Below are 21,255 nucleotides of genomic sequence, written 5' to 3' on the forward strand. Positions count from 1 at the left end.
CGGGGAAGTCATCTGGGGATCCGCAGCGCCGCGTCGGCCTTGTCGGCGCATCTGCGCAGGGCGTCGGCGGGAGAGCTCCGGTCGAGCAGCACGGAGACGATCGCCTCGCCCAGCGCCTGCGAGATCTGCGGATAGGCGGCATGGACGGGGCGGACGCGGGCGGTGCGCAGGGCGTCGGTGAACACGTCGAGGCCGGTGGTGCGGTCGCTGTGCCGCCGCCACTCGGGCCGTTTCGCCGCGGGAGTGCTCAGCGGCAGACTGCCGGCCGAGGCGTCCCAGTGCACGTTCTGGACCGGCCGGGTCATCCAGCGCACGAACTCCACGGCGGCGCGGGAGCGGGCGGAGCCGTTGTCGAAGACCGTCCAGGTGTCGGGCCCCGAGATGGTCACCGGCCGCCCGCCGTACGTCGGCAGCGGCACCACCCCGTAGTCGAGTCCGGCGTCCACGATGTCGGGCAGCTGCCAGGGCCCGGTCCCGACCATCGCCATCCGGCCGCCGAGGAACAGCTGGTACATCTGCTCACCGCCGGCCGTCGTGTCGACGTACACGCTCTTGTCCCGCACCAGCCGGGCGACCGTCTCAAGGGCCCGCACGCCCTGGTCCCCGAACCCGATGTGCTTTCCGTCGGGGGCGACGACCTCGCCGCCCAGATCCCACACCATCGGCCACAGCCGCCATACGGTGTCCTCGTCGCCCGCCCCCGGCCATCCCGTACCGAACACGCCCCGGCCGCGGTCGGTCAACTCCCGTGCGGCGTCGGTGAATTCGGCCCACGACCAGTCGGCCCGCGGAAAGGCCAGGCCCGCCTGGCGGAACAGCTTCCGGTTGTAGACGACGGCCAGCGAGTCCAGCACCGCCGGCCACGCCCGCACCCGCCCGTTGACGCTCACCGCGTCCCGCACCGGCTTCCAGAAGCCGTTCCAGAGCGCCGGATCCCGATGCGCCGCGTCGGTCAGGTCGACCACCCGCGGGCTGCGCGCGATGCTCGCGAGGTCCGAACCGAAGACGTAGGCGATGTCCGGGTAGGAACCGGCGGCGAGCGCCGCGGTCACCTTCTGGAGCATCGCGTCGGCGACCACCCCGCCACCGCCCGCCACCACCCGGATCGTGGGGTGCGCGCGGTTGAACCCGGCGACCAGCGACTCCAGGGCCCTGCGCGCGGTGTCGGCCTGTCCGTGCCACAGCTCCACGGTGACCCGCCCGTCCGCACCGACCCCGTCCGAGGCTCCGGTCGAACAGCCGCCCACGGCCCCGAGCGCGGCCACGCCGATCAGCAGACGACGACGGCCGATCCCGTACGGCATCCCGCTCACCGCACCTTGTGGTGGTAGCCGTCGGGCCTCAAGAACGCCGCGAGAAGAACACGCGCGTCGACGGTCGTCCCGGGACCTCCGACGCGGCAAACACCCTCGGAGGGCATGTCCGCTCCATCAATCGCGGGTACGACCCCGCCTCGGACCGATGCGGTGGCGGTCCTGGCGACTTGGGCCGGACTTGGAACTCGTCCGCTACCGGCTGGGCGTACCTCTGCGTGCCGCACCGGGGCACGCCCCAGGATGAAAGCGCCGTCCCGCACCTGACGTCAAGAGGGACACCGGGCGCACCTGAAGTCGTACGCTCCCCTTGGGACCCCTCTCGAAGGCAGGAGCAGCAACGATGCAGTACGTGAAGCTCGGTTCGACGGGCCTGGACGTCTCGCGGATCTGTCTGGGCTGCATGTCCTACGGCCTGCCGGACCGCGGCGTGCACGAGTGGACCCTCGACGAGGAGGCGTCACGGCCACTGATCCGGCAGGCCCTGGACGCTGGCGTCAACTTCTTCGACACCGCGAACGTCTACTCCGACGGAACCAGCGAGGAGATCGTCGGCAAGGCCCTCGCGGACTTCGCGAACCGTGACGAGATCGTGCTCGCGACGAAGGTGAACGGCCGGATGCGGTCGGGGCAGAACGCCGCCGGACTGTCCCGCAAGGCGATCATGACGGAGATCGACCACAGCCTCAGGCGCCTCGGCACCGACTACGTCGACCTTTACCAGATCCACCGCTTCGATGCCCACACCCCGGTCGAGGAGACGATGGAGGCGCTGCACGACCTGGTGAAGGCGGGCAAGGTCCGCTACATCGGGGCGAGTTCGATGTACGCCTGGCAGTTCTCCAAGATGCAGTACACGGCCGAACGGCACGGCTGGACCAGGTTCGTGTCCATGCAGAACCACTACAACCTCCTCTATCGCGAGGAGGAGCGCGAAATGCTGCCGCTCTGCGCCGACCAGGGCGTCAGCGCGCTGCCGTGGAGCCCACTGGCCCGCGGCCGGCTGACCCGGGACTGGGGCACGGTCACCGACCGCAGCTCCAACGACGACTTCGGCAGCCGTCTCTACCAGGAGGGCGACCGCACCATCGTCGAGGCGGTCTCCCGCATCGCCGGCGACCGGGGCGTCCCGCGCGCCCAGGTGGCCCTTGCCTGGCTGCTGGCCCAGGACACGGTGGCGGCCCCGATCGTGGGCGCGGGCAGGCCGCACCACATCGAGGACGCCGTGGCGGCCGTCGAACTGGAGCTCAGCGACAAGGAGATCGAGGAGCTGGAGGAGCCGTACACGGCTCGTCCCATCGTCGGTCACAGCTGAGTCCGGGCCGGACGGGTGGTGCGGCCCGTGCGGTGCGAACTCCGTACGGCACGGGCCCGCACCCTCGCAAACGACCGACGGAACCGGTCGGCCGCGCGGTTCCGCCGGATGCTCGCCGACGCCCGTTGGACCGGCACCCCACCCGCGACCGTCCCAATGGTTGGGGCGTGACATCACGAGGCCGCCCGGATGTGCTGTGTGGTGGATGTTCAATGGTTTCCTGGATCTTTTCGTGCAGTTGACTGAATCCCGTTTCCGATTGCGAAATCCGGAGAACGACAATCCGTGAAACCTGGATCTTGACGTTTCGTCAAAACCGAGCCGCGTGAACGCGATGCGCAAAACCGCGAGATCTCTTGTTAGGCGTCCCTGACCTGTGCAAAGGTATGCTTGTCGGTGCACAGGCAATGCACATTTCCCCCTGTGTGCTCTCGACCCCTTCGGACGCCCCATATGCTTCAAAAGAGCTGCCCAAGGCGGACATACCCATTGGTATGGACTTAAAGCAATGCAGCATGCCCTCGGGAGGAAATGCCGCCGTGAATGACGCAGGCCTGTCGAATTTCCCGCCTCCGCTTCGCCCGTACGACGTCACGGACGAGCAGCTGAGCGCAGAGCTCAAGAAGTGGAGCGGTACGACGCCCGCGCTGCAACCGGTCGGTGAACTCCTCGACCGGCACTGGGAGGCCGCCTTCGCCTATGCGCGGCTGTGCACCGACGGTGCCCGTCCCGCGGGCATGCTCACCACGGCCGCGTTCACCCGCCTGTTCGGGGAGTCGCTGCGCCAGACCGGGCCGACCGCCGCGTGGCGACCCCATCTGCTCGTCACCGTCCGCCGTATCGCGGCCGAGTGGGACTCCGACGGCCGTCGGGAGATGCTCCACCCCACGCTGAGATCCGAGGCGGGCGGCCAACGTGTCGCCGCCCGCCTGCTGCCGCCCTCGGAGCGGCGACTGCTCTCCGGCGCCTTCCAGCGGCTGCCCCAGTCGGCACGCTGCCTGCTGTGGCACACCGAGGTCGAGGCCGAACCGCTCGGCGCCCCCGCCGCCCTCCTGGGCCTGGACGAGGAGGACGCCCGCGTCGAACTCCACCGGGCCTTGGAGCGGCTCCGCGAGGAGTGCCTCCAGGTGCACCGCGAACTCGCCCCCGAACAGGAGTGCCGGCACTACCTGCGACTGCTCGACGTGACGTACCGGCGCGGCGGTGTCGACCTCGACCCCGATCTGCGCGAGCACCTGGAGCGGTGCAGGCACTGCATGCACACCGCGGACCAGCTGCACCAGTTCAACGGCGGCCTCGGCACCGCCCTCGCCGAGGCCGTGCTCGGCTGGGGAGCGGCCGCCTACGTGGCGTCCCGGATGAGCGTCGACGACACCGGAGCCCGGGACGAGGCCGCACAGTACGCCCCGGCCAGACCGTTCGTGGCCGAGGCCTTCGGCGCCCGGGTGCCGCCCGGCGCGTTCCCGGGCGCCGCTGCTTCCGGCTCCCTTCCCGCCGGTCCCGCGCCCGCCGTTGCGGGCGCCCGCTCACGGGCCCGCTCCGCCAACCGCCGCTCCGCCAACCGCCGCTCGGCCCACAAGGCCGCCCGGCGCACCTCCCGCCGCAACCTCACCGCCGCCATCCTGACGGTGAGCGGGCTCGTCGTCCTGCCGCTGGTCCTGTGGTCCTCGTTCGGCTCCGCGGACGGCAACGGTCCGGCCGACGCCGCCCCCTCCGAGGCGCCGGGCTCCGACGCGGCCTCCTCGACCAGCGACCCGTCGTTGGCCGGGGCGGGCGAGGCACGCCAGGGCGACCTGAGCGGGCGGCTGCACAACGTCGAGTCCGGGCTGTGCGTCGGTGTCGTCGGCAAGAAGATCGTCCAGGGCGCCGAGACCGAGCTCGTGGAGTGCTCGGCGGCCGAGGGCCAGCAGTGGGCGTACGAGACCGACGGACTGCTGCGCAGCGCCGTCGACCCCGACCTGTGTCTGGACTCCCACCTCGGTTTCTCGGTGCGGCTCGCGGCCTGCACGGGCGTCACCCAGGCCGACGCCAAGGACATCCGCTACGACTTCACCCTCCAGGGCACCCTCGTCCCGCGCTGGGACCAGGACCTCGCCCTGACCCCCGCCGCCACCGACGGGTCCGGCGCGCTGGTGCTGAAGAACCGCGACGACGGCCCCGCCCAGCGCTGGGTCTTCGACACCTCGAAGACCGACCCCCAGATGCAGGTGGTCAACTGGGACGCCGAGAGCAGCCCCACGCCGACCCCGAAGTCCGCCCCCGCACCCTCGAAGACGCCCACGGCGACCCCGAAGGCGTCCGCCACCCCGGAGGCCACACCGACACCGTCGAGCAGCGCCTCCACGAGCGACAACTGCTCCGCCAACCCGTACTACTGTGACTGGGGCGGCCAGTACGGCGGCGGATACGGCTACGGCGGCGGCTACGGAGGCGGCGGGTACGGCGGCAGGCGCTGAACCGGCTCAGGCCCCGACGAGCTGGAGCGAGCCCCACAACGCCACCACGGCGGCGGCGAGCGCGGCCGGCACGGTCAGCGCACCGAGCCGGCTGAACTCCCCGAGCCCGACCTCGTGGTCGTGCCGGTGCAGGATGCGCCGCCACAGCAGCGTGGCCAGGGACCCGGCGTAGGTGAGGTTCGGGCCGATGTTCACCCCGAGCAGCACCGCGAGGACCGCGCCGGGTCCTGCCGCGGCGGTGAGCGGCAGCAGGACCAGGACGGCGGGCAGGTTGTTGATCAGGTTCGCCAGTACGGCGGCCAGGGCGGCTGTCCCAAGCAGCGCGACGATGCCGGTCCCGTCGGGCAGCACATGGCGCAGGGCCTCGGCGAGCCCGTTGTCGACGACCGCGCGCACCACGATGCCGAGGGCGAGCACGAACGCCAGGAACGCCGGTGCCGCCGCCCGCACCACAGCGACCGGCGTGGCCCTGCCGCGGACGAGAGCGCGTCCCGCGAGCACCAACGCCCCCGCGCACGCCACCCAGGCGGGATCGACGCCGAACGCCGAGGCCACCACGAACCCGGCCAGCGTGCAGCCGACGGTGACGAGCGCGAACAGCGGCAGCGCGGGCTCCTCCGACGGCTCGGGGGAGTGGTCCATGACAGCCAGGTCGGCTTCGAAGAAGCGCCGGAAGACCACATACTCGACGCCGATCGCCACCAGCCAGGGCAGCGCCATCAGCAGCGCGAACCGGGTGAAGCTCAGGCCGCTCGCCTCGAAGGCCAGCAGGTTGGTGAGGTTGGACACCGGCAGCAGCAGCGAGGCCGTGTTCGAGAGGTGGGCGCACGCGTAGACGTGCGGCCTGGCGCGGGCGCCCAGCCGGGAGGCGGTGACCAGCACCACCGGGGTCAGCAGCACCACGGTGGCGTCCAGACTGAGCACCGCGGTGATCGCCGACGCCAGACCGAACACCCCGGTCAGCAGCCGCCCGGACGATCCCGCGGCCCGCCGGGCCAGCCAGGCCCCGCAGGCCTGGAAGAGCCCCTCGACGTCACAGAAGTGGGCGAGCACCAGTACGGCGGCCAGGAACCCGACCACCGGCCCGAGCCGCTCGGCCTCCGCCCACGCGTGCTCCGGCGAGATCGCCCCGGTCACGACCGCGAGTCCCGCCGCCGGGACCGCTACCACCGCTTCCGGCCGGCCGAAGGGGCGCAGGACCGCCCACACGAGTACGGCGACGAGCAGCGTGACGGACAGGGCTTCGGCGAGCGGGGTGTTCAGGGCAAATCCTTCGGACGCGAGCAGATCGTGTCCGGTCATGAAACCAGGCCGGGGTAAGAGCCCTGCTCATACCCCGGCCGCGGCCGCTCAGGCGCCGGTGCCGGGGCTGAACGGGATCAGCCGCACCGACGACTCGGTGCCGGACACCGGGATCTCCCCGCCCGGCCACGTCACCTTCAGCGGGTCCTCCTCGTCCGGCGGGGTCACCATGAGGGCGGCAGGGGTGGCCGTGCCGGCCCCGCTGACCTCGGGGTTCGCGAAGGACAGTCCCGCCCAGGCGCTCCGGCCCGGCGCCAGGGTGACGGTCTCCGGATCGGCCGAGGACCGCTTCGGGTCCGGACCCAGCTGTTTGCCGGACGCGTCGACGAAGGCGGTCCCCGGATAGCCGTACAGGGTGCAGGTTCGGCTCGACTTGTTGGTCAGCACGACCGGGAAGTTCTCCTGTCCGGCACCCGGGTTGTTGCGGCCGACGGAGGCGCTCAGCTCGGAGGTGTGACAGCGGGTACCGGCGGCCGGGGACCGCGGTGCGGACGGGGTGAGGGAGTTGCTCACCGCGTCGGTCGGAACGCCGCTCGGCGCGCCGCTCGCGTCTTCTGCGGCCGAGTCGGACGGCGTGGTGGCACCGGTCGCGGGCGCCGCCGTGCCGGGCTCCGTGCGCGGGCCCCCCGCCGTGTCGTCGCCGCTGCCGCAGCCCGCCAACAGGCCGAGCATCGCGAGCGAACTCGCGAGCAGAGCCGCCCGCCGTACACCCAGGGACCTTTTCGTCATGTCTCCACACTCCCGGAGATCTCACGCACGCGCGCGTACGGCGCCTTGTGCCCCGTCATCAAGGTCCGATGCGGCACGGGCCGGAAAAGTTCGCTCACTCCGAGACACGTACGGATTTCAGGACGCGGTCGGTCATCGAGGAGCCGTCCCGCTGCCGGATCTGCACGTACACCTGCGGCTGTCCGGCCCCGCTCGCCGGTACGAGCGCGGTCTCCGTGACCGACCCGCTGTCGTCCGGACAGTCGCTCCAGGTGCGGACCCGGCCGCGCCAGACGTCCGAGGAATAGGCGCGGGCACCGTCGTAGCGGCAGCCGGAATGGGCGAGCGCGTCGACCTCGGTCACCACGTTCCCCTGGGTGCTCAGACCGACGAACACACCATTCACCCTGGCCGAGAGGCTCTGCCACATGGCCAGGTAGTCGGAGACGACGAGCCCTGCCTCGTGCCCCGCGGGCAGCCCGAGTGCCCGCGGATCCCACCCGGAGTCACGCAGCCCGCGCGCCCAGCCCGCGGGCACCTCGACCGTGATCCGGCCGGTGGCGTCCCGGACGCGCGTCTCGTCGGACCCGGACGACCGGCTGAGCAGGGCGCCGGTGACCCCCGCGGCCACCAGTGCGACCGCGACGGCGGACAGCGCCAGCACCCTGCCGGGGCGTCGAGGCGTCCGTCCGGTGTCCGCCAGTCGCTCCAGCTCCTCCGCGAAGGCCTGCGCGGTCGGCCAGCGGCGCTCCCGGTCCGGCTCCAGCGCCCGCAACAGGGCCCGCTGGACGCCGGGATCCAGCCCGGGCCGCAGCCGGTCCGGGCGCCCCACCTTCCCCGGCGCGCCGGGTACCGTGCCGGTGACCAGGTGATAGCCCACCGCGCCCAGGCCGTACACGTCGGCGCGCTCGTCGATCCCCTCGCCGGGCTCGGCCTGCTCGGGCGGCCGATACCCCGCCGAACCCGCCGCCAGGGTGAGTCCGGAGGCCTGCGCGAGGCTCTTGGCCAGCCCCAGGTCGGCCAGCAGCACCCGAGGGGAGTCACCGGGGGAGTCCCGCAGCAGGACGTTGGTCGGTTTGATGTCACGGTGCACGATGCCCGCCTCGTGCAGTGCGGCCGCGCCCCGGGCGGCCAGCGCCGTCAGCCGCAGCGCCTCCGCGACGGGCAGCGGACCGGCGGTGACCAGGTCGGCGAGGGTGCCGCCGTCGGCGTACTCCATGACGAAGTACGGCCGTCCGTCCGGCAGTTCGCCGATGTCGTAGACCTGCACCACCCGGTTGGAGGCGGCTCGCCGCAGCATCCGCGCCTCCGACAGGAAGCGCTCGCGGACGTCGAGCCGCTGGGTCCAGTTGTCGGCGAGGACCTTCACGGCGACCGGGGCTTCGAGGACGTCGTCGTGGGCGAGCCAGACCGTGCCGAAGGCGCCCGTACCCAGAAGCCGTTCGAGACGGTAGCGGCCGATCTGCTCGACGGAGTGCATACGCCTATCATGCCCGGGTCGAGATCTCTGCGGAGGGAGCACCCGTGTACGAAGCGGCGCCCACCGAGGAACTCGCGCGCCACGCCGCCGCGGGTGACCGGGCGGCCCTGGACGAGCTGCTCGCGGCGATCCGGCCCGAGGTCGTCCGGCGCTGCGGGCGGTTCCTGCCGTGCCGTGAGGACGCGGAGGAGGCCGGGCAGGACGTGCTGCTCCAGGTCGCCCGCAAGATCGGCACCTTCGAGGGCCGCAGCCGCTTCAGCACCTGGCTGTACACGGTCGTCGCCAACTGCGCCCGCCAGAAGTACCGTGAGCTCAAGAGGCGTTCCGCCGAGCAGCCGACGCCCATCGACGCGGACCGGCACGCCGACCCGCGCACGACCAGCGTCATCGCCGGCTCCCGCCTCGACCTCCTCGAAGCGCTGGACCGGCTGGAACGCGAACACCCGCACCTGGTCGCGCCGTTGGTGTACCGGGACCTGTGCCAGCTGGAGTACGCGGAGGCCGCCGAGCGCTCCGGGATTCCGCTCGGCACGTTCAAGTCACGTCTGCACGAGGCGCGTCGACAGGTCAGGCCCTGGCTGTCCGCGGCGCGGTGACCCGCTCACTCCTCGTCGAGGAGGCCGATCTCCGCCCAGATCGTCTTGCCGTCGGCCGTGTGCCGGCTGCCCCAGCGCTGGGTGAGCTGTGCGACCAGGAGCAGTCCGCGGCCGCCCTCGTCCCAGGTCTTGGCGCGCCTGAGGTGCGGGGCGGTGTGGTTGGTGTCGGACACCTCGCAGATCAGCGTGGTCGCGTCATGGATGAGCCGCAGCCGGATCGGGCGGGCGCCGTACCGGATCGCGTTCGTCACCAGCTCGCTCGTCACCAGCTCGGCGGTGAAGGACACCGCGCCGAGGCCCCAGCGGGCCAGCTGCTGGACGACCTGCTTGCGGACGGGCGCCACCAGCGCCGGATCGGCCGGGATGTCCCAGGTCGCCACCTGAGAGGCGGGCAGGCCCAGCGTGCGGGCCAGCAACAGGGCCACGTCGTCCATGGCGCCGCCGGGCGGGAGCAGCGCGTGCAGCACCCGGTCGCAGCATTCCTCAAGGGAGTCGGCGGGAACGGCCAGGGCCTCGCACAGCAGCGCGTGACTGACGTCCACGTCCCGCTCCCGGGACTCGATCAGCCCGTCCGTGAACAGGGAGAGCACGGTGCCTTCGGGCAGATCCAGTTCGGCCGACTCGAACGGCAGTCCGCCCAGGCCCAGCGGCGGCCCCGCGGGCAGATCCACCTCGTGTGCCACCCCGCCCGGGGTCAGCATCACGGGCGCCGGATGCCCGGCCCGGGCCAGCGTGCAGCGCCGGGACACCGGATCGTAGACCGCGTAGAGACAGGTGGCCCCGACCTCACCGGGGCTTCCCTCGCCGCCCGCCTCCGCGGACAGCCGTACGACGAGGTCGTCGAGGTGGGTGAGCAGCTCGTCCGGGGCCAGGTCGATGTCGGCGAGGGTGCGGACGGCGGTGCGCAGCCGGCCCATCGTCGCCGAGGCCTGGATGCCGTGCCCGACCACGTCCCCGACGACCATCGCGACCCGCATCCCCGACAGGGGGATCACGTCGAACCAGTCGCCGCCCACCCCGGCCCGCGCCGCCGGAAGATAGCGCGAGGCGGCCTCCACGGCGGCCGTGCGGGGCAGGGAGCGGGGCAGCAGGCTGCGCTGGAGGGCGAGGGCGGTCTCGCGCTCGCGGGAGAAGCGGCGGGCGTTGTCGATGCAGACCGCGGCCCGCGCGGTGATCTCCTCGGCCAGCAGCACGTCGTCCGGGGTGAAGGGATCGGGGCGCCGGTACCGGGTGAGGACCGCGACCCCGAGGGTCTGGCCGCGAGCCTGGACCGGCACGGACATCGTGGAGTGGACACCGAACTTCCTCACCCGCTCGCCGCGGACCTTGTTCCAGCTGAGCCACTGGTCCAGTTGTCCGGAGGCCACCGTGGCGACGATGGTGCGGCCCGCCACCAGCGAGTCGGCCTGCGGCGAGGTGGCGGGATACAGCTCGGTGTGTCCCGGCTTCGTCACCGCCATCGGGTCGCCGGGCTCGACCGACTGGTGGGCGGCGCGGCGCAGCTCGACCGGTGCGGCGAGCGTCAACGGAGCCTCGCCGTGCTCCTGAGGGTCCAGCAGATCGACACTGACGAAATCGGCGAGCGCCGGAACGCAGACGTCCGCCAGCTCCTGGGCCGTCCGGGTGACGTCGAGCGTGGTGCCGATGCGCACGCTCGCCTCGTTGACCAGCTGGAGCCGCTCCCGGGCGTGGAAGTTGTCGGTGAAGTCATGGGCGGCCAGACACACGCCCCGCACCCGGCCCGTGGGGTCGGTGATCGGCGCCATCCGGGCCAGCCAGGCATGCGCGCTGTCCTCGCCGCCGGTCCGCATGTACGTCTGGACGTCCTTCGCCCGGCCGGTGCTGAGTACCTGCAGCAGGTGCTCCTCCAGCTCCTCGCTCTGCCGCTTGCCGCCGATCTCGGACAATCTGAGGCCCTGGATGCGCTTCTCGGGCAGCCCGATCACGTCGGCCATGGCGTCGTTGACCCGGCGCAGCCGCAGCTGCTCGTCGTAGACGGCGACGGCGCAGGGCGACTGGGTCAGTACGGCCGTGCCCAGCGGGTCGTCGAGGGAGGGGGGGCCGCCGGGGTCCAGCGGGGTGACCACGAGCCAGTGCCCGGGGCCCCCGTCGGCGCAGACGCGATGGTGGGCGAGCAGCCACACCGACACGGCCGTGCCGTCGCGGTGGCAGAGCGTGAGGGTGCCGTCCCAGCGGGCGCCCACGGGCCCGTCGGGCACCTCCTCATCCCCACTGACAAGGAGACCCGTCACGGGTCTGCCGACGACCTCGGCGGGCGACCAGCCCAGCAGCCGCTGCGCGCCGGCGTTCCACGCGACCAACGTGCCGTCCTCGCCGACGACGGCCCGCGCCGTCGCGGCGTCGTCGAACGGGTACACGAGGGTCATCGTCGACACTCCATTGCGCGCACTCTCAGTGAACAGCCACGTCACTCGGGTGCCAGCCTAGTGCGTCGCCCCCGCGCGCGAACGCCGAACCCCGCTCCTTGCCCGGACCGCCGTCAAGAGGGAAATCCAGCCGATGTGACGCGGGGGACAGATGCAGCTCACCGCACCCTTGACGGCCACAAGTGGCTCACCATCAGATTGTGTTTGTTCACGATCAGTTGTGAGTACTTCTGGGCCCTGATGAGGGAGAGCTGCCATGACGGTCACTCGCAGATCGGTTTTGCTCGCTTCCACGGCCGCCCCGGCTGCGGGCGTGCTCCTGGCCACCCCGGTGACCCAGGCCGCCGAGTCACCCGGGAGCGCTTCCGGCCGCCGTACGGTCGCGCTGCGCGACGGCTGGCGCTTCGCGCTGGTCAACCCGGGCGGGATCACCGATCCGACGGGGGAGTACGCCGACGCGGCGGCCCCCGGTTACGACGACTCGGCCTGGCGCGAGGTCGCGGTGCCGCACGACTGGAGCATCGAGCTCGCTCCGACCCCGGAGAACGGCACCACCAGTGGCACCGGGTTCTTCCCCGGCGGCCTGGGCTGGTACCGCCTTGCCTTCACACTGCCGCCCGCCCTCGCCGGCAAGCGGATCTCGGTGGAGTTCGACGGCGTCTACATGGACTCGTACGTCCACTGCAACGGCACCGAGGTCGGCCGCCACCCCTATGGCTACACCGGCTTCGCCTTCGAACTCACCGACCTGCTCCACACCGACGGCACCACCGAGAACGTGATCGCGGTCAAGGTGCAGAACAGGCTCCCCAGCAGCCGCTGGTACTCGGGCAGCGGTATCCACCGCGAGGCCCGCCTGGTCGTCACCGATCCGGTGCACGTGGAGCGCTGGGGCACCTATGTCACCACACCGGAGATCGCCGAGGACCAGGCCCGCGTGACGGTGCGGACCTCCGTCGTCAACGAGAGCGGCACGGCGAGCCCGGTCGAGATCCGGTCGCGGATCAAGGACCCGCGCGGCCGTACGGTGGCCCGCACGGCGACCACGGTCACAGTCGGGGCCGCCTTCACGGAGACCCACGAACTCACCGTCAGGCACCCTCAGTTGTGGGACATCTCGGAGCCCCACCGCTACACCCTGGAGACCGAACTCCGCGTCGACGGCAAGCCGGTCGACACCTACCGCACCCCCTTCGGCCTGCGCACCTTCCGTTTCGACCCGGACGAGGGCTTCCACCTCAACGGTACCCACCACAAGCTCAAGGGCGTCGACCTCCACCACGACCTGGGCGCCCTCGGAGCCGCCGTCAGCATCGACGCGATCCGTAGACAGATGACCCTCATGAAGTCGATGGGCGTCAACGCCTTCCGCACCTCCCACAACCCGCCCTCCCCGCAGATGATCCAGGTCTGCGAGGAGCTGGGCATCGTGATGCTGGTGGAGGCCTTCGACTGCTGGAGGACTCCCAAGACCCGCTACGACTACGGCCGGTTCTTCGACGAGTGGTGCGAGAAGGACGCGACCGAGATGGTCCTCGCGGCCCGCAACTCGCCCGCGGTGCTGCTGTGGTCGATCGGCAACGAGATCCCCGACTCCACGTCCACCGCCGGGCTCGCCATGGCCGACCGGATCATCGCCGCGATCAAGGCCGTCGACGACACCCGCCCGCTGATCATCGGCTCCGACAAGTACCGCCGCCTGCCCGCCAAGGGCTCTGCCGCCGACCTGATGCTGGCCAAGCTGGACGGCCTGGGCCTGAACTACAACACGGCAAAGTCGGTGGACCAGCTGCACGCCGCCTACCCGCACCTCTTCCTCTTCGAGTCCGAGTCCTCCTCCGAGACCTCGACGCGGGGGGCCTACCAGGAGCCCGAACACCTCAACACCGGCGAGAACCACACCCCGGGCAGACGGGACACCTCGTCGTACGACAACAACCTCTCCTCCTGGACCATGAGCGGCGAGTACGGTCACAAGAAGGACCGGGACCGGAAGTGGTTCGCCGGGCAGTTCCTGTGGTCCGGGATCGACTACATCGGGGAACCCACGCCGTACGACGTCTTCCCGGTGAAGGCGTCCTTCTTCGGAGCCGTCGACACCGCCGGCTTCCCGAAGGACATGTACCACCTCTTCCGCAGCCAGTGGGTCGACGAGCCGATGGTCCATCTGCTCCCGATGACCTGGAACCACGAGGACGGCGACACGGTCGACGTGTGGGCGTACGCCAACGTCCCCGCTGTCGAGTTGTTCCTCAACGGAGAGTCCCTCGGCACCCGGACCTTCGACACGAAGAAGACCACCGACGGCCGGGAGTACCTGGAGACCACCGAGGCGACCGGCGACGACAAGACCTTCACCGACGGCCCCTACCCCGGCAGCTACACCAGCCCGAACGGCAGCGCGGGCAAGCTGCACCTGACGTGGAAAGTGCCGTACGCGCCGGGCGAGTTGAAGGCCGTGGCCCGGAGAGGCGGCAAGATCGTCGCGACCGACGTGCTGCGCACGGCCGGAGCGCCGCACGCCGTACGGCTCACCGTCGACCGCACCTCCCTTGCCGCCGACGGCCGTTCACTGGTCTTCGTCACCGCGGACGTCGTCGACGCCCGGGGCGTGGTGGTGCCGGACGCCGGGCACCTGATCTCCTTCGCGGTCAAGGGCGGCTCCCTCGCCGGGCTCGACAACGGTCGCCAGGAGAGCGCCGAGCGCTATCAGGCCAGCACACGGACCGCCTTCCACGGCAAGGCCCTCGCGATCGTGCGCGCCGGTACCGAGCCGGGAGTCCTGAGGGTGACGGCGAGTGCGGAGGGCCTGCGGCCGGGGACCGCGAAGGTGCGCACCACGCCGACGAGGTCGGCCTCCGTCACCGAGCCGACGGCCTTCACCCCCGACCTTCCGACGCCCCCGAACTACCCTCACGCGGACGCCAGTTACTCCGGACGCCCGGACACCCTCCCGGCCGCCATGCTCGACGGTGACCCTGCCACCGGCTGGTCCAACGCCTTCAGCAAGGCGGCCACCGCTCTGCTGCCCGCCTTCAGCGGGGCGAGGACCGAGGACTGGGTCTTGGTGGACTTCGGACGGACCAGGACCGTCGACCGGGTGGAGGTCTCCTTCACCCTGAGCACGGCTCACAGCCTGCCCGCCGCGGTCGAGGTCGAGGTGGGGGACGGCAAGCGGTTTGTGCCGGTGGAGGGTGTCTCCGTGGACTGGGCCACCGCTTCCGACGAGCCGACGGTGATCACCTTCGCCTCCGTCCGGGGCTCACGCGTCCGGCTGACGATGACCAGCGCCTCGCCCGGCGGGTCCCAGGGTGCCGTGCGGATCAGCAAGTTGGAGATACCCAGCAGTTGACGGAGTGTCATGCCTGCAACAAGCATGGCCTGCGTCCGCATCTGGGAGCGCTCCCATGCCGAGCGTCACCCGCACCTCTCCAGAGGAGCCCAGACGTGAAACGACACAGAACCACCTTGCTGGCCACAACGACCCTGATAGGGGCGGCACTTGTGGGGCTCCCCGCACCCGGTGCCGCCGCCGACGAGGTCGAGCAGCTCAAGAACGGCACCTTCGACACCTCCACCGAACCCTGGTGGACGACCGGCAACGTCACCGCAGGACTGTCCGGCGGACAGCTCTGCGCGAACATACCGGGCGGCACCGCCAACCGCTGGGACGCGGCCGTCGGACAGAACGACGTGACCCTCGTGAAGGGGGAGTCGTACAAGTTCTCCTTCACCGCGAACGGTTCGCCGGAAGGGCATGTGCTGCGAGCCATCGTGGGGCTCCAAGTGGCGCCCTACGACACCTACTTCGAGGTGAGCCCGCAGCTGAGCGTCTCTGGGAACTCCTACTCCTACACCTTCACCTCGCCCGTCGACACCGCCCAGGGCCAGGTCGGCTTCCAACTCGGTGGCAGCGCCGATCCGTTCCGCTTCTGCATGGACGACGTGTCCCTGCTGGGCGGGGTCCCGCCCGAGGTGTACGAGCCCGACACCGGACCGCGTGTACGAGTGAACCAGGTCGCCTATCTGCCCGCCGGGCCGAAGAACGCCACCCTGGTCACCGACGCCACGGCGAAGCTGCCCTGGCAGCTCAAGAACTCCTCCGGCGCCGTCGTCGCCCACGGCTGGAGCGTGCCGCGCGGCACCGACGTGTCCTCCGGACAGAACGTCCACTCGATCGACTTCAGCACCTACAAGAAGCGCGGCGAGGGACTCACCCTGGTCGCCGACGGCGAGACCAGCCGGCCCTTCGACATCGGCACGAGCGCCTACGAGCAGCTCCGCACCGACGCCGCGAAGTACTACTACACCCAGCGCAGCGGCATCGAGATCCGCGACGACCTGCGGCCCGGCTACGGCCGTGCGGCCGGACACGTCGACGTGGCACCCAACCAGGGTGACTCCGACGTGCCCTGCCAGCCGGGTGTCTGCGACTACACCCTCGATGTCACCGGCGGTTGGTACGACGCCGGCGACCACGGCAAGTACGTGGTCAACGGCGGCATCTCCACCTGGGAACTGCTCAGCACCTACGAACGCTCCCTGCACGCCCGCACCGGACAGCCCGCGAAGCTCGGTGACGGCACGCTCGCCATCCCCGAGAGCGGCAACAAGGTGCCGGACATCCTCGACGAGGCCCGCTGGGAGCTGGAGTTCCTGCTGAGGATGCAGGTGCCGGACGGACAGCCGCTGGCAGGGATGGCCCACCACAAGATCCACGACGAACAGTGGACCGGCCTGCCGCTGATGCCGAGCGACGACCCCCAGAAGCGCGAACTGCACCCGCCCTCCACCGCGGCGACCCTGAACCTGGCCGCGACGGCCGCGCAGGCCGCCCGCCTGTACAAGCCGTACGACAAGGCGTTCGCGGCGAAGGCCCTCGCGGCCGCCCGCAAGGCCTGGACCGCCGCGAGCGCCCACCCCGATCTGTACGCCTCGGAGAGCGACGGCGTCGGAGGCGGCACGTACGCCGACAACAACGTCTCCGACGAGTTCTACTGGGCGGCCGCCGAGCTGTATCTCACCACGGGTGAGAAGGCCTTCGCGGACAGTGTGCTCGCCTCGCCCGTCCACACCGCCGACATCTTCGGCCCCCTCGGCTACGACTGGGCCCGCACGGCCGCGGCCGCCCGCCTGGACCTGGCGACCGTGCCGAACAAGCTGCCCGGCCGGGACAAGGTGCGCCGGTCCGTCGTCGAGGGCGCCGACGGATACCTCGCGACGCTGAGGTCACAGGCGTACGGAATGCCGTACGCGCCGCCGGAGAACCTCTACGACTGGGGCTCCAACCACCAGATCCTGCACAACGGGATCGTCGTCGCCACCGCGTACGACATCACGGGCGGCTCGAAGTACCGCGACGGTGCCGTGCAGAGCATGGACTACCTCCTCGGCCGCAACGCGCTGAACATGTCGTACGTGACCGGCTACGGCGAGGTCAACTCCCACAACCAACACGCCCGTTGGTACGCCCACCAGCTCGACCCGAGCATGCCCAACCCGCCGAACGGGACCCTGGCCGGCGGACCGAACTCCTCCATCCAGGACCCCTACGCGCAGAGCAAACTCCAGGGCTGTGTCGGCCAGTTCTGCTACATCGACGACATCCAGTCCTGGTCGACCAACGAGCACACCATCAACTGGAACTCGGCCCTGACCCGGATGGCGTCCTTCGTGGCGGATCAAGGCTGACGTTCGCGTGCTCCACCAGCTCACCGGGCCGTTCGTGCGCGGTGAGCGTGTGGAGCCGGGCCTGATCGAGCGGCTGGTGCACCTCGACGTACTCACCGTGCGGCAGCCGCTTGATCACCCCGGTCTCACGGCCGTGCAACACCAGCTCCCTGTCCCGGAGTTGCAGACCCAGGCAGATGCGCCGGGTGGCGACGAAGACGACCACGGGGACCACGAACATCCCGATCCGCACGGCCCAGGTGACCGTGTTGATCGACAGGTGCAGCCGGGTCGCCACGATGTCGTTGCCGCCGCCCGCCAGCAGGATCAGATACAGGCTGATCCACGAGGCGCCGATCGCCGTACGGACCGGACGGTTGCGCGGTCGGTCCAGCAGATGGTGTTCCCGCCTGTCCTTGGTGAACCGGGCCTCAAGGAACGGGTAGACCCCGATGAAGACCAGCAGGAGAGGAAAGATCACGACGGGTATCAGCACGCCGAGGATGAGCGTGTGCCCCCAGAGAGTGATCTCCCAGCCCGGCATGACCCGTACCAGGCCCTCCGCGAACCCCAGGTACCAGTCGGGCTGGGCGCCGGTGGAGACCTGGTCGGCGCGGTAAGGGCCGTACGACCAGACCGGGTTGACGCTCGCCACGGCCGCGATCAGCGTGAGCGCTCCGAAGACCAGGAAGAAGAACCCGCCCGCCTTCGCCAGGTACACCGGGAAGAACGGCGCCCCGACCACGTTGCGTTCGGTGCGGCCGGGCCCGGCGAACTGGGTGTGCTTGTGGTAGACGACCAGGATCAGATGGGCGACCACGAGGGCCGCCATGATGCCGGGGATCACCAGGATGTGCAGCGAGTAGAAGCGGGCCACGATGTCATGGCCGGGGAACTCACCGCCGAACAGGAACATCGCCAGATACGTCCCGACGATCGGCACCGACAGAGTGGCGCCGTACACGAACCTGAGGCCCGTGCCCGACAGCAGGTCGTCCGGCAGGGAGTAGCCGAAGAGGCCCTCGAACAGGCCGAGGAACAGCAGTGACCAGCCGAACAGCCAGTTGACCTCGCGCGGCTTGCGGAACGAGCCCGTGAAGAAGTGCCGCATCATGTGCGTGAGCATCCCGGCCACGAAGATCAGCGCCGACCAGTGGTGCAGTTGCCGGATCAGCAGCCCGCCACGCACGTCGAAGCTGATGTCGAGCGTCGAGGCGTACGCCTCCGACATGCGCACGCCGTTCAGGGGTGTGTAACTGCCGTGGTACGTCACCTCGTTCATCGAGGGATGGAAGAAGAGCGTCAGCCACACCCCGGTCAGGATGAGTACGACGAAGCTGTACAGGCAGATCTCGCCCAGCAGGAAGGACCAGTGGTCCGGGAAGACCTTGCGCAGGTACTTCGCGCCGAGCGTGCGGGTGCCGAGCCGTCCGTCGAGCCAGCCGGACAGCCGCTCGCCCTTCGCCGGTTCCACCCGGCGTTCCGTGGCGGTCACGCCTCCTCCTTCTGGACGTGGGTGAGCTTGTCGGGGTTGGTGACGACGAAGAGGTTCGAGACCCGGTCGCCCTCCGGCGTCAGGTCCAGGACGATCACCGCGTACGGCGAACCGTGCTCGAACAGCACCGCCGCGTCGTCGCCGTTGACCCGCCGGAAGCGCAGGTCCAGGTCCCGGTGCTGGGCCCCGCCCCGCTTCGCGTACCCGGAGAGCAGCCGGGCCGCTTTGTCGCGGCCGTGCACAGGGCGCAGGGCCTGCTTGCGCATGCCGCCGCCGTCCGTCCACACCGTCACGTCCGGCGCGAGGATCTCCATCAGCTCCGCGATGTCCCCGCCGATCGCGGCCCGCACGAACCGCTCGGTCGCCTCCCGGCGCACCCGCGGATGCGCCTCGTACAGCGGCCTGCGGGCGTGCACATGGGCCCGCGCGCGATGCGCCAACTGCCGTACGGCGGCCGGGGCGCGGTCGATGATCTCCGCGATCTCGGTGTGGGCGTACCCGAACACCTCGTGCAGCACGAACACCGCGCGTTCCAGCGGGGACAGCGACTCCAGGACCACCAGCATCGCCAGTGACACGGACTCGGTCCGCAGCGCCGGGTCGTCGTCGCTCGTCCCGTCGGCGACGAGGGGTTCGGGCAGCCACGGGCCGACGTACGTCTCGCGGCGGCGGTTGACCACGGCCCGCCGCTGCAAGGCGTGGTTGACGGCGATCCGGACCAGATAGGCACGGGGGTTGTCGATCCCGTCGGGTCCCCGGCGCGACCACGACAACCAGGTGTCCTGGAGCACGTCCTCGGTGTCGGCGACGCTGCCCAGCATGTTGTAGACGACGCCGAACAACAGCTCTCGGTGCTCGACGAAGACACCGGTCGGGTCCTCGGCGTCGGGAACGGGGATCTCGGACATCTCGTGTGGCCTCCCAGTGGCGCGCTCACCACTGCGAGGCCTTGAAGGCCCCGGAATGTGACATCGAGCGGCCGGAATGTGACCCACGCCTCATCTAGGAGGCGTCGTGAAACACGATCCCCAGCGCGTGCCGACGGCCCGAGCGGACGACGCTCACGCCATGCCGCGTCGCCCCGGCCGACCAGCCGCGCTTCGAACGCACCGGACGGTCGCGGGTCGTGAAGACCACGCCGTGGCCCTGGGGGAGCACGGTCGCCGTGCCCCTGGACTGGGCCCGGGGGCGCTGCTCGACGATCAGGAACTCGCCGCCCGTGTAGTCGGTGCCGTACTCGTCGAGGCCGATCACCACCTGGAGCGGGAAGACCAGGTCGCCGAAGACGTCCCGGTGCAGCGCGTTCCAGTCGCCCTCCGTGTACCGCAGGAGGATCTGTGCCGAGCGGTCCTGTCCGGCGGCGTGACAACGCTCCAGCCACTCCCGCAGGGAGTCCGGCCACGGGGCCGGGCGTCCGAGGCAGGCGGCCCAGTCGCGGGCGACGGGAAGCAGGCGGGGGTAGAGCGCGGCGCGCAGAGCGGCGACCGGGGCGGGCAGCTCGTGGGTGAAGTAGCGGTACTCGCCCGAACCGAAACGGTGCCGTGCCATGTCCACGGTGGTCCTGAACAGCTCCGGCTTCTCGTAGAGCGCCGCCAGGTCCCGGCACTCGGCCGGCGTCAGCAGCGGTGCCGTCGGCGCACAGCCGTGCGTGTCCAGCTCGGTGGCGAGCGCGGCCCAGTCGGTCTCGGCGACGCGGGTGCGGGCCAGGTCGGGGGTGAGGGTCATGTCGTCTCGTCCTCGCTGTCGAGGGTGTCGGTCCGCTTTCGAGTGTGGGACGTCGTCCGTCGCCCGTCCGGCGGGAATCGGACACCGTGTCACCGACCTCGCGGTACCGTGGCGAGACCGTGTTGACCTGTGTGTATTTACGGTGAAGTACCTGCGCGGTACCGTGATGGCATGCCAGCTCTCAACGTGGAGTTCAGCGACCGCGAGCTAGAGGACCTGCGGCAGATCGCCAAGGAGCGGGGTACGTCGATGAAGGCCCTCGTACGGGAGGCCGCCACGGCCGACATCGCCCGGCACCGGGCCCTGCAGGAAGGCGCGGAGGCGTTCCGGCGGTTCTTCTCCGCTCACGCCGACGAGTTCGCGGCCGCCTTCCCGGAGGACGAACCGGCCGTCAAGGGCGCGGGGCGGGTCGTCTGACCGATGGCTTCCGTCGTCCACATCGACGTGCCCTGGCTGCTCCAGCGTCACGAAGAGGTCCTGCCCGAGCAGCCCACGATCAACGACTTCTCGGCCCTCGTCGCCGCCGTCGCCCGGCACCGTGTCGATCCGCCCCGCCTCGGCGTCGACTCCGACCCGGCCTGGCGTGCCGCCGCCCTGCTGCACACCCTCGCCCTGCTGAAGCCCTTACCTTCGGCCAACGCCCGCTTCGCCTGCGCCACCGCCGTGGCCTACATGTTCGTCAGCGGCGTCGGGATCGACCCGCCCTACGGCGCCCTCGTCGATCTCGCCCGTGACCTGATCTCCGGCAAGACCGACGTGTACGGCGCGTCCGACCGGCTGCGCTCCTGGCAGATCTGAGAGGCGGACC

General features: G+C 70.8%; 15 protein-coding genes. 7 read left to right on the plus strand and 8 right to left on the minus strand.

Features of this window, described 5'->3' with window-relative positions:
* Positions 1–8: 8 nt before the first annotated feature.
* On the minus strand, positions 9–1,304 hold the full coding sequence (locus ACI2L1_RS25380) for an ABC transporter substrate-binding protein (protein WP_404741650.1): 1,296 nt from the start codon (positions 1,302–1,304) through the stop codon (positions 9–11).
* A gap of 352 nt (positions 1,305–1,656) precedes the next feature.
* Between ACI2L1_RS25380 and ACI2L1_RS25385 the strand changes: the two genes are divergently transcribed.
* Complete coding sequence (locus tag ACI2L1_RS25385; protein WP_404741651.1) at positions 1,657–2,628, plus strand: aldo/keto reductase; 972 nt, start codon at positions 1,657–1,659, stop codon at positions 2,626–2,628.
* A gap of 539 nt (positions 2,629–3,167) precedes the next feature.
* The gene (locus tag ACI2L1_RS25390; RefSeq protein WP_404741652.1) at positions 3,168–5,084 is read left to right on the plus strand and encodes a ricin-type beta-trefoil lectin domain protein; all 1,917 of its coding nucleotides are present in this window, start codon (positions 3,168–3,170) and stop codon (positions 5,082–5,084) included.
* A gap of 6 nt (positions 5,085–5,090) precedes the next feature.
* Here ACI2L1_RS25390 and ACI2L1_RS25395 read toward each other — a convergent pair whose 3' ends face one another.
* From ACI2L1_RS25395 to ACI2L1_RS25405, 3 genes are all read right to left on the minus strand, one after another.
* Positions 5,091–6,386, minus strand: a complete 1,296-nt coding sequence (locus ACI2L1_RS25395) for an SLC13 family permease (protein ID WP_404741653.1) — start codon at positions 6,384–6,386, stop codon at positions 5,091–5,093.
* Positions 6,387–6,434: 48 nt separating this feature from the next.
* On the minus strand, positions 6,435–7,115 hold the full coding sequence (locus ACI2L1_RS25400) for a DUF4232 domain-containing protein (protein WP_404741654.1): 681 nt from the start codon (positions 7,113–7,115) through the stop codon (positions 6,435–6,437).
* Between the two features lie 94 nt (positions 7,116–7,209).
* Entirely contained in the window at positions 7,210–8,574 is a 1,365-nt protein-coding gene (locus ACI2L1_RS25405) for a serine/threonine-protein kinase (RefSeq protein ID WP_404741655.1), read from the minus strand.
* Positions 8,575–8,618: 44 nt separating this feature from the next.
* On the opposite strand from ACI2L1_RS25405, the gene ACI2L1_RS25410 reads away from it, so the two are divergent.
* Positions 8,619–9,170: an RNA polymerase sigma factor gene (locus ACI2L1_RS25410; protein ID WP_404741656.1), complete on the plus strand. Its 552-nt coding sequence runs from the start codon at positions 8,619–8,621 to the stop codon at positions 9,168–9,170.
* Between the two features lie 5 nt (positions 9,171–9,175).
* Here the strand turns inward: ACI2L1_RS25410 and ACI2L1_RS25415 are convergent, their stop codons facing one another.
* Positions 9,176–11,557 carry a SpoIIE family protein phosphatase gene (locus ACI2L1_RS25415; RefSeq protein ID WP_404741657.1) on the minus strand — a complete coding sequence of 794 codons (2,382 nt, stop codon included), beginning with the start codon at positions 11,555–11,557 and terminating at the stop codon, positions 9,176–9,178.
* Positions 11,558–11,813: 256 nt separating this feature from the next.
* Here ACI2L1_RS25415 and ACI2L1_RS25420 point away from each other — a divergent pair, with 256 nt between their 5' ends.
* Together ACI2L1_RS25420 and ACI2L1_RS25425 are read left to right on the plus strand one after the other, a co-directional pair.
* Entirely contained in the window at positions 11,814–14,909 is a 3,096-nt protein-coding gene (locus ACI2L1_RS25420; RefSeq protein ID WP_404741658.1) for a glycoside hydrolase family 2 TIM barrel-domain containing protein, read from the plus strand.
* Between the two features lie 95 nt (positions 14,910–15,004).
* Positions 15,005–17,248: a glycoside hydrolase family 9 protein gene (locus tag ACI2L1_RS25425; protein WP_404741659.1), complete on the plus strand. Its 2,244-nt coding sequence runs from the start codon at positions 15,005–15,007 to the stop codon at positions 17,246–17,248.
* Here ACI2L1_RS25425 and ACI2L1_RS25430 read toward each other — a convergent pair.
* The 3 genes from ACI2L1_RS25430 to ACI2L1_RS25440 all read right to left on the minus strand — a co-directional run bounded on the left by ACI2L1_RS25430 (position 17,193) and on the right by ACI2L1_RS25440 (position 20,447).
* On the minus strand, positions 17,193–18,722 hold the full coding sequence (locus ACI2L1_RS25430; RefSeq protein ID WP_404741660.1) for a cytochrome bc complex cytochrome b subunit: 1,530 nt from the start codon (positions 18,720–18,722) through the stop codon (positions 17,193–17,195). The genes ACI2L1_RS25425 and ACI2L1_RS25430 overlap by 56 nt on opposite strands.
* Entirely contained in the window at positions 18,719–19,630 is a 912-nt protein-coding gene (gene sigJ, locus ACI2L1_RS25435; protein WP_404741661.1) for an RNA polymerase sigma factor SigJ, read from the minus strand. The genes ACI2L1_RS25430 and sigJ overlap by 4 nt, the downstream gene beginning before the upstream one ends.
* A 94-nt stretch (positions 19,631–19,724) precedes the next feature.
* Positions 19,725–20,447 (minus strand): 2OG-Fe(II) oxygenase, encoded by a 723-nt coding sequence (locus tag ACI2L1_RS25440; protein WP_404741662.1) that lies wholly within the window; start codon positions 20,445–20,447, stop codon positions 19,725–19,727.
* Positions 20,448–20,618: 171 nt separating this feature from the next.
* Between ACI2L1_RS25440 and ACI2L1_RS25445 the strand changes: the two genes are divergently transcribed.
* Positions 20,619–20,864, plus strand: coding sequence for a hypothetical protein (locus ACI2L1_RS25445; RefSeq protein ID WP_404741663.1), 246 nt, complete (start codon positions 20,619–20,621; stop codon positions 20,862–20,864).
* Between the two features lie 3 nt (positions 20,865–20,867).
* On the plus strand, positions 20,868–21,245 hold the full coding sequence (locus tag ACI2L1_RS25450) for a toxin Doc (protein ID WP_404741664.1): 378 nt from the start codon (positions 20,868–20,870) through the stop codon (positions 21,243–21,245).
* The last annotated feature ends 10 nt before the right edge of the window (positions 21,246–21,255 follow it).

The sequence above is a fragment of the Streptomyces sp. NPDC019531 genome, assembly GCF_044903305.1.
Classification (GTDB): Bacteria; Actinomycetota; Actinomycetes; order Streptomycetales; family Streptomycetaceae; genus Streptomyces.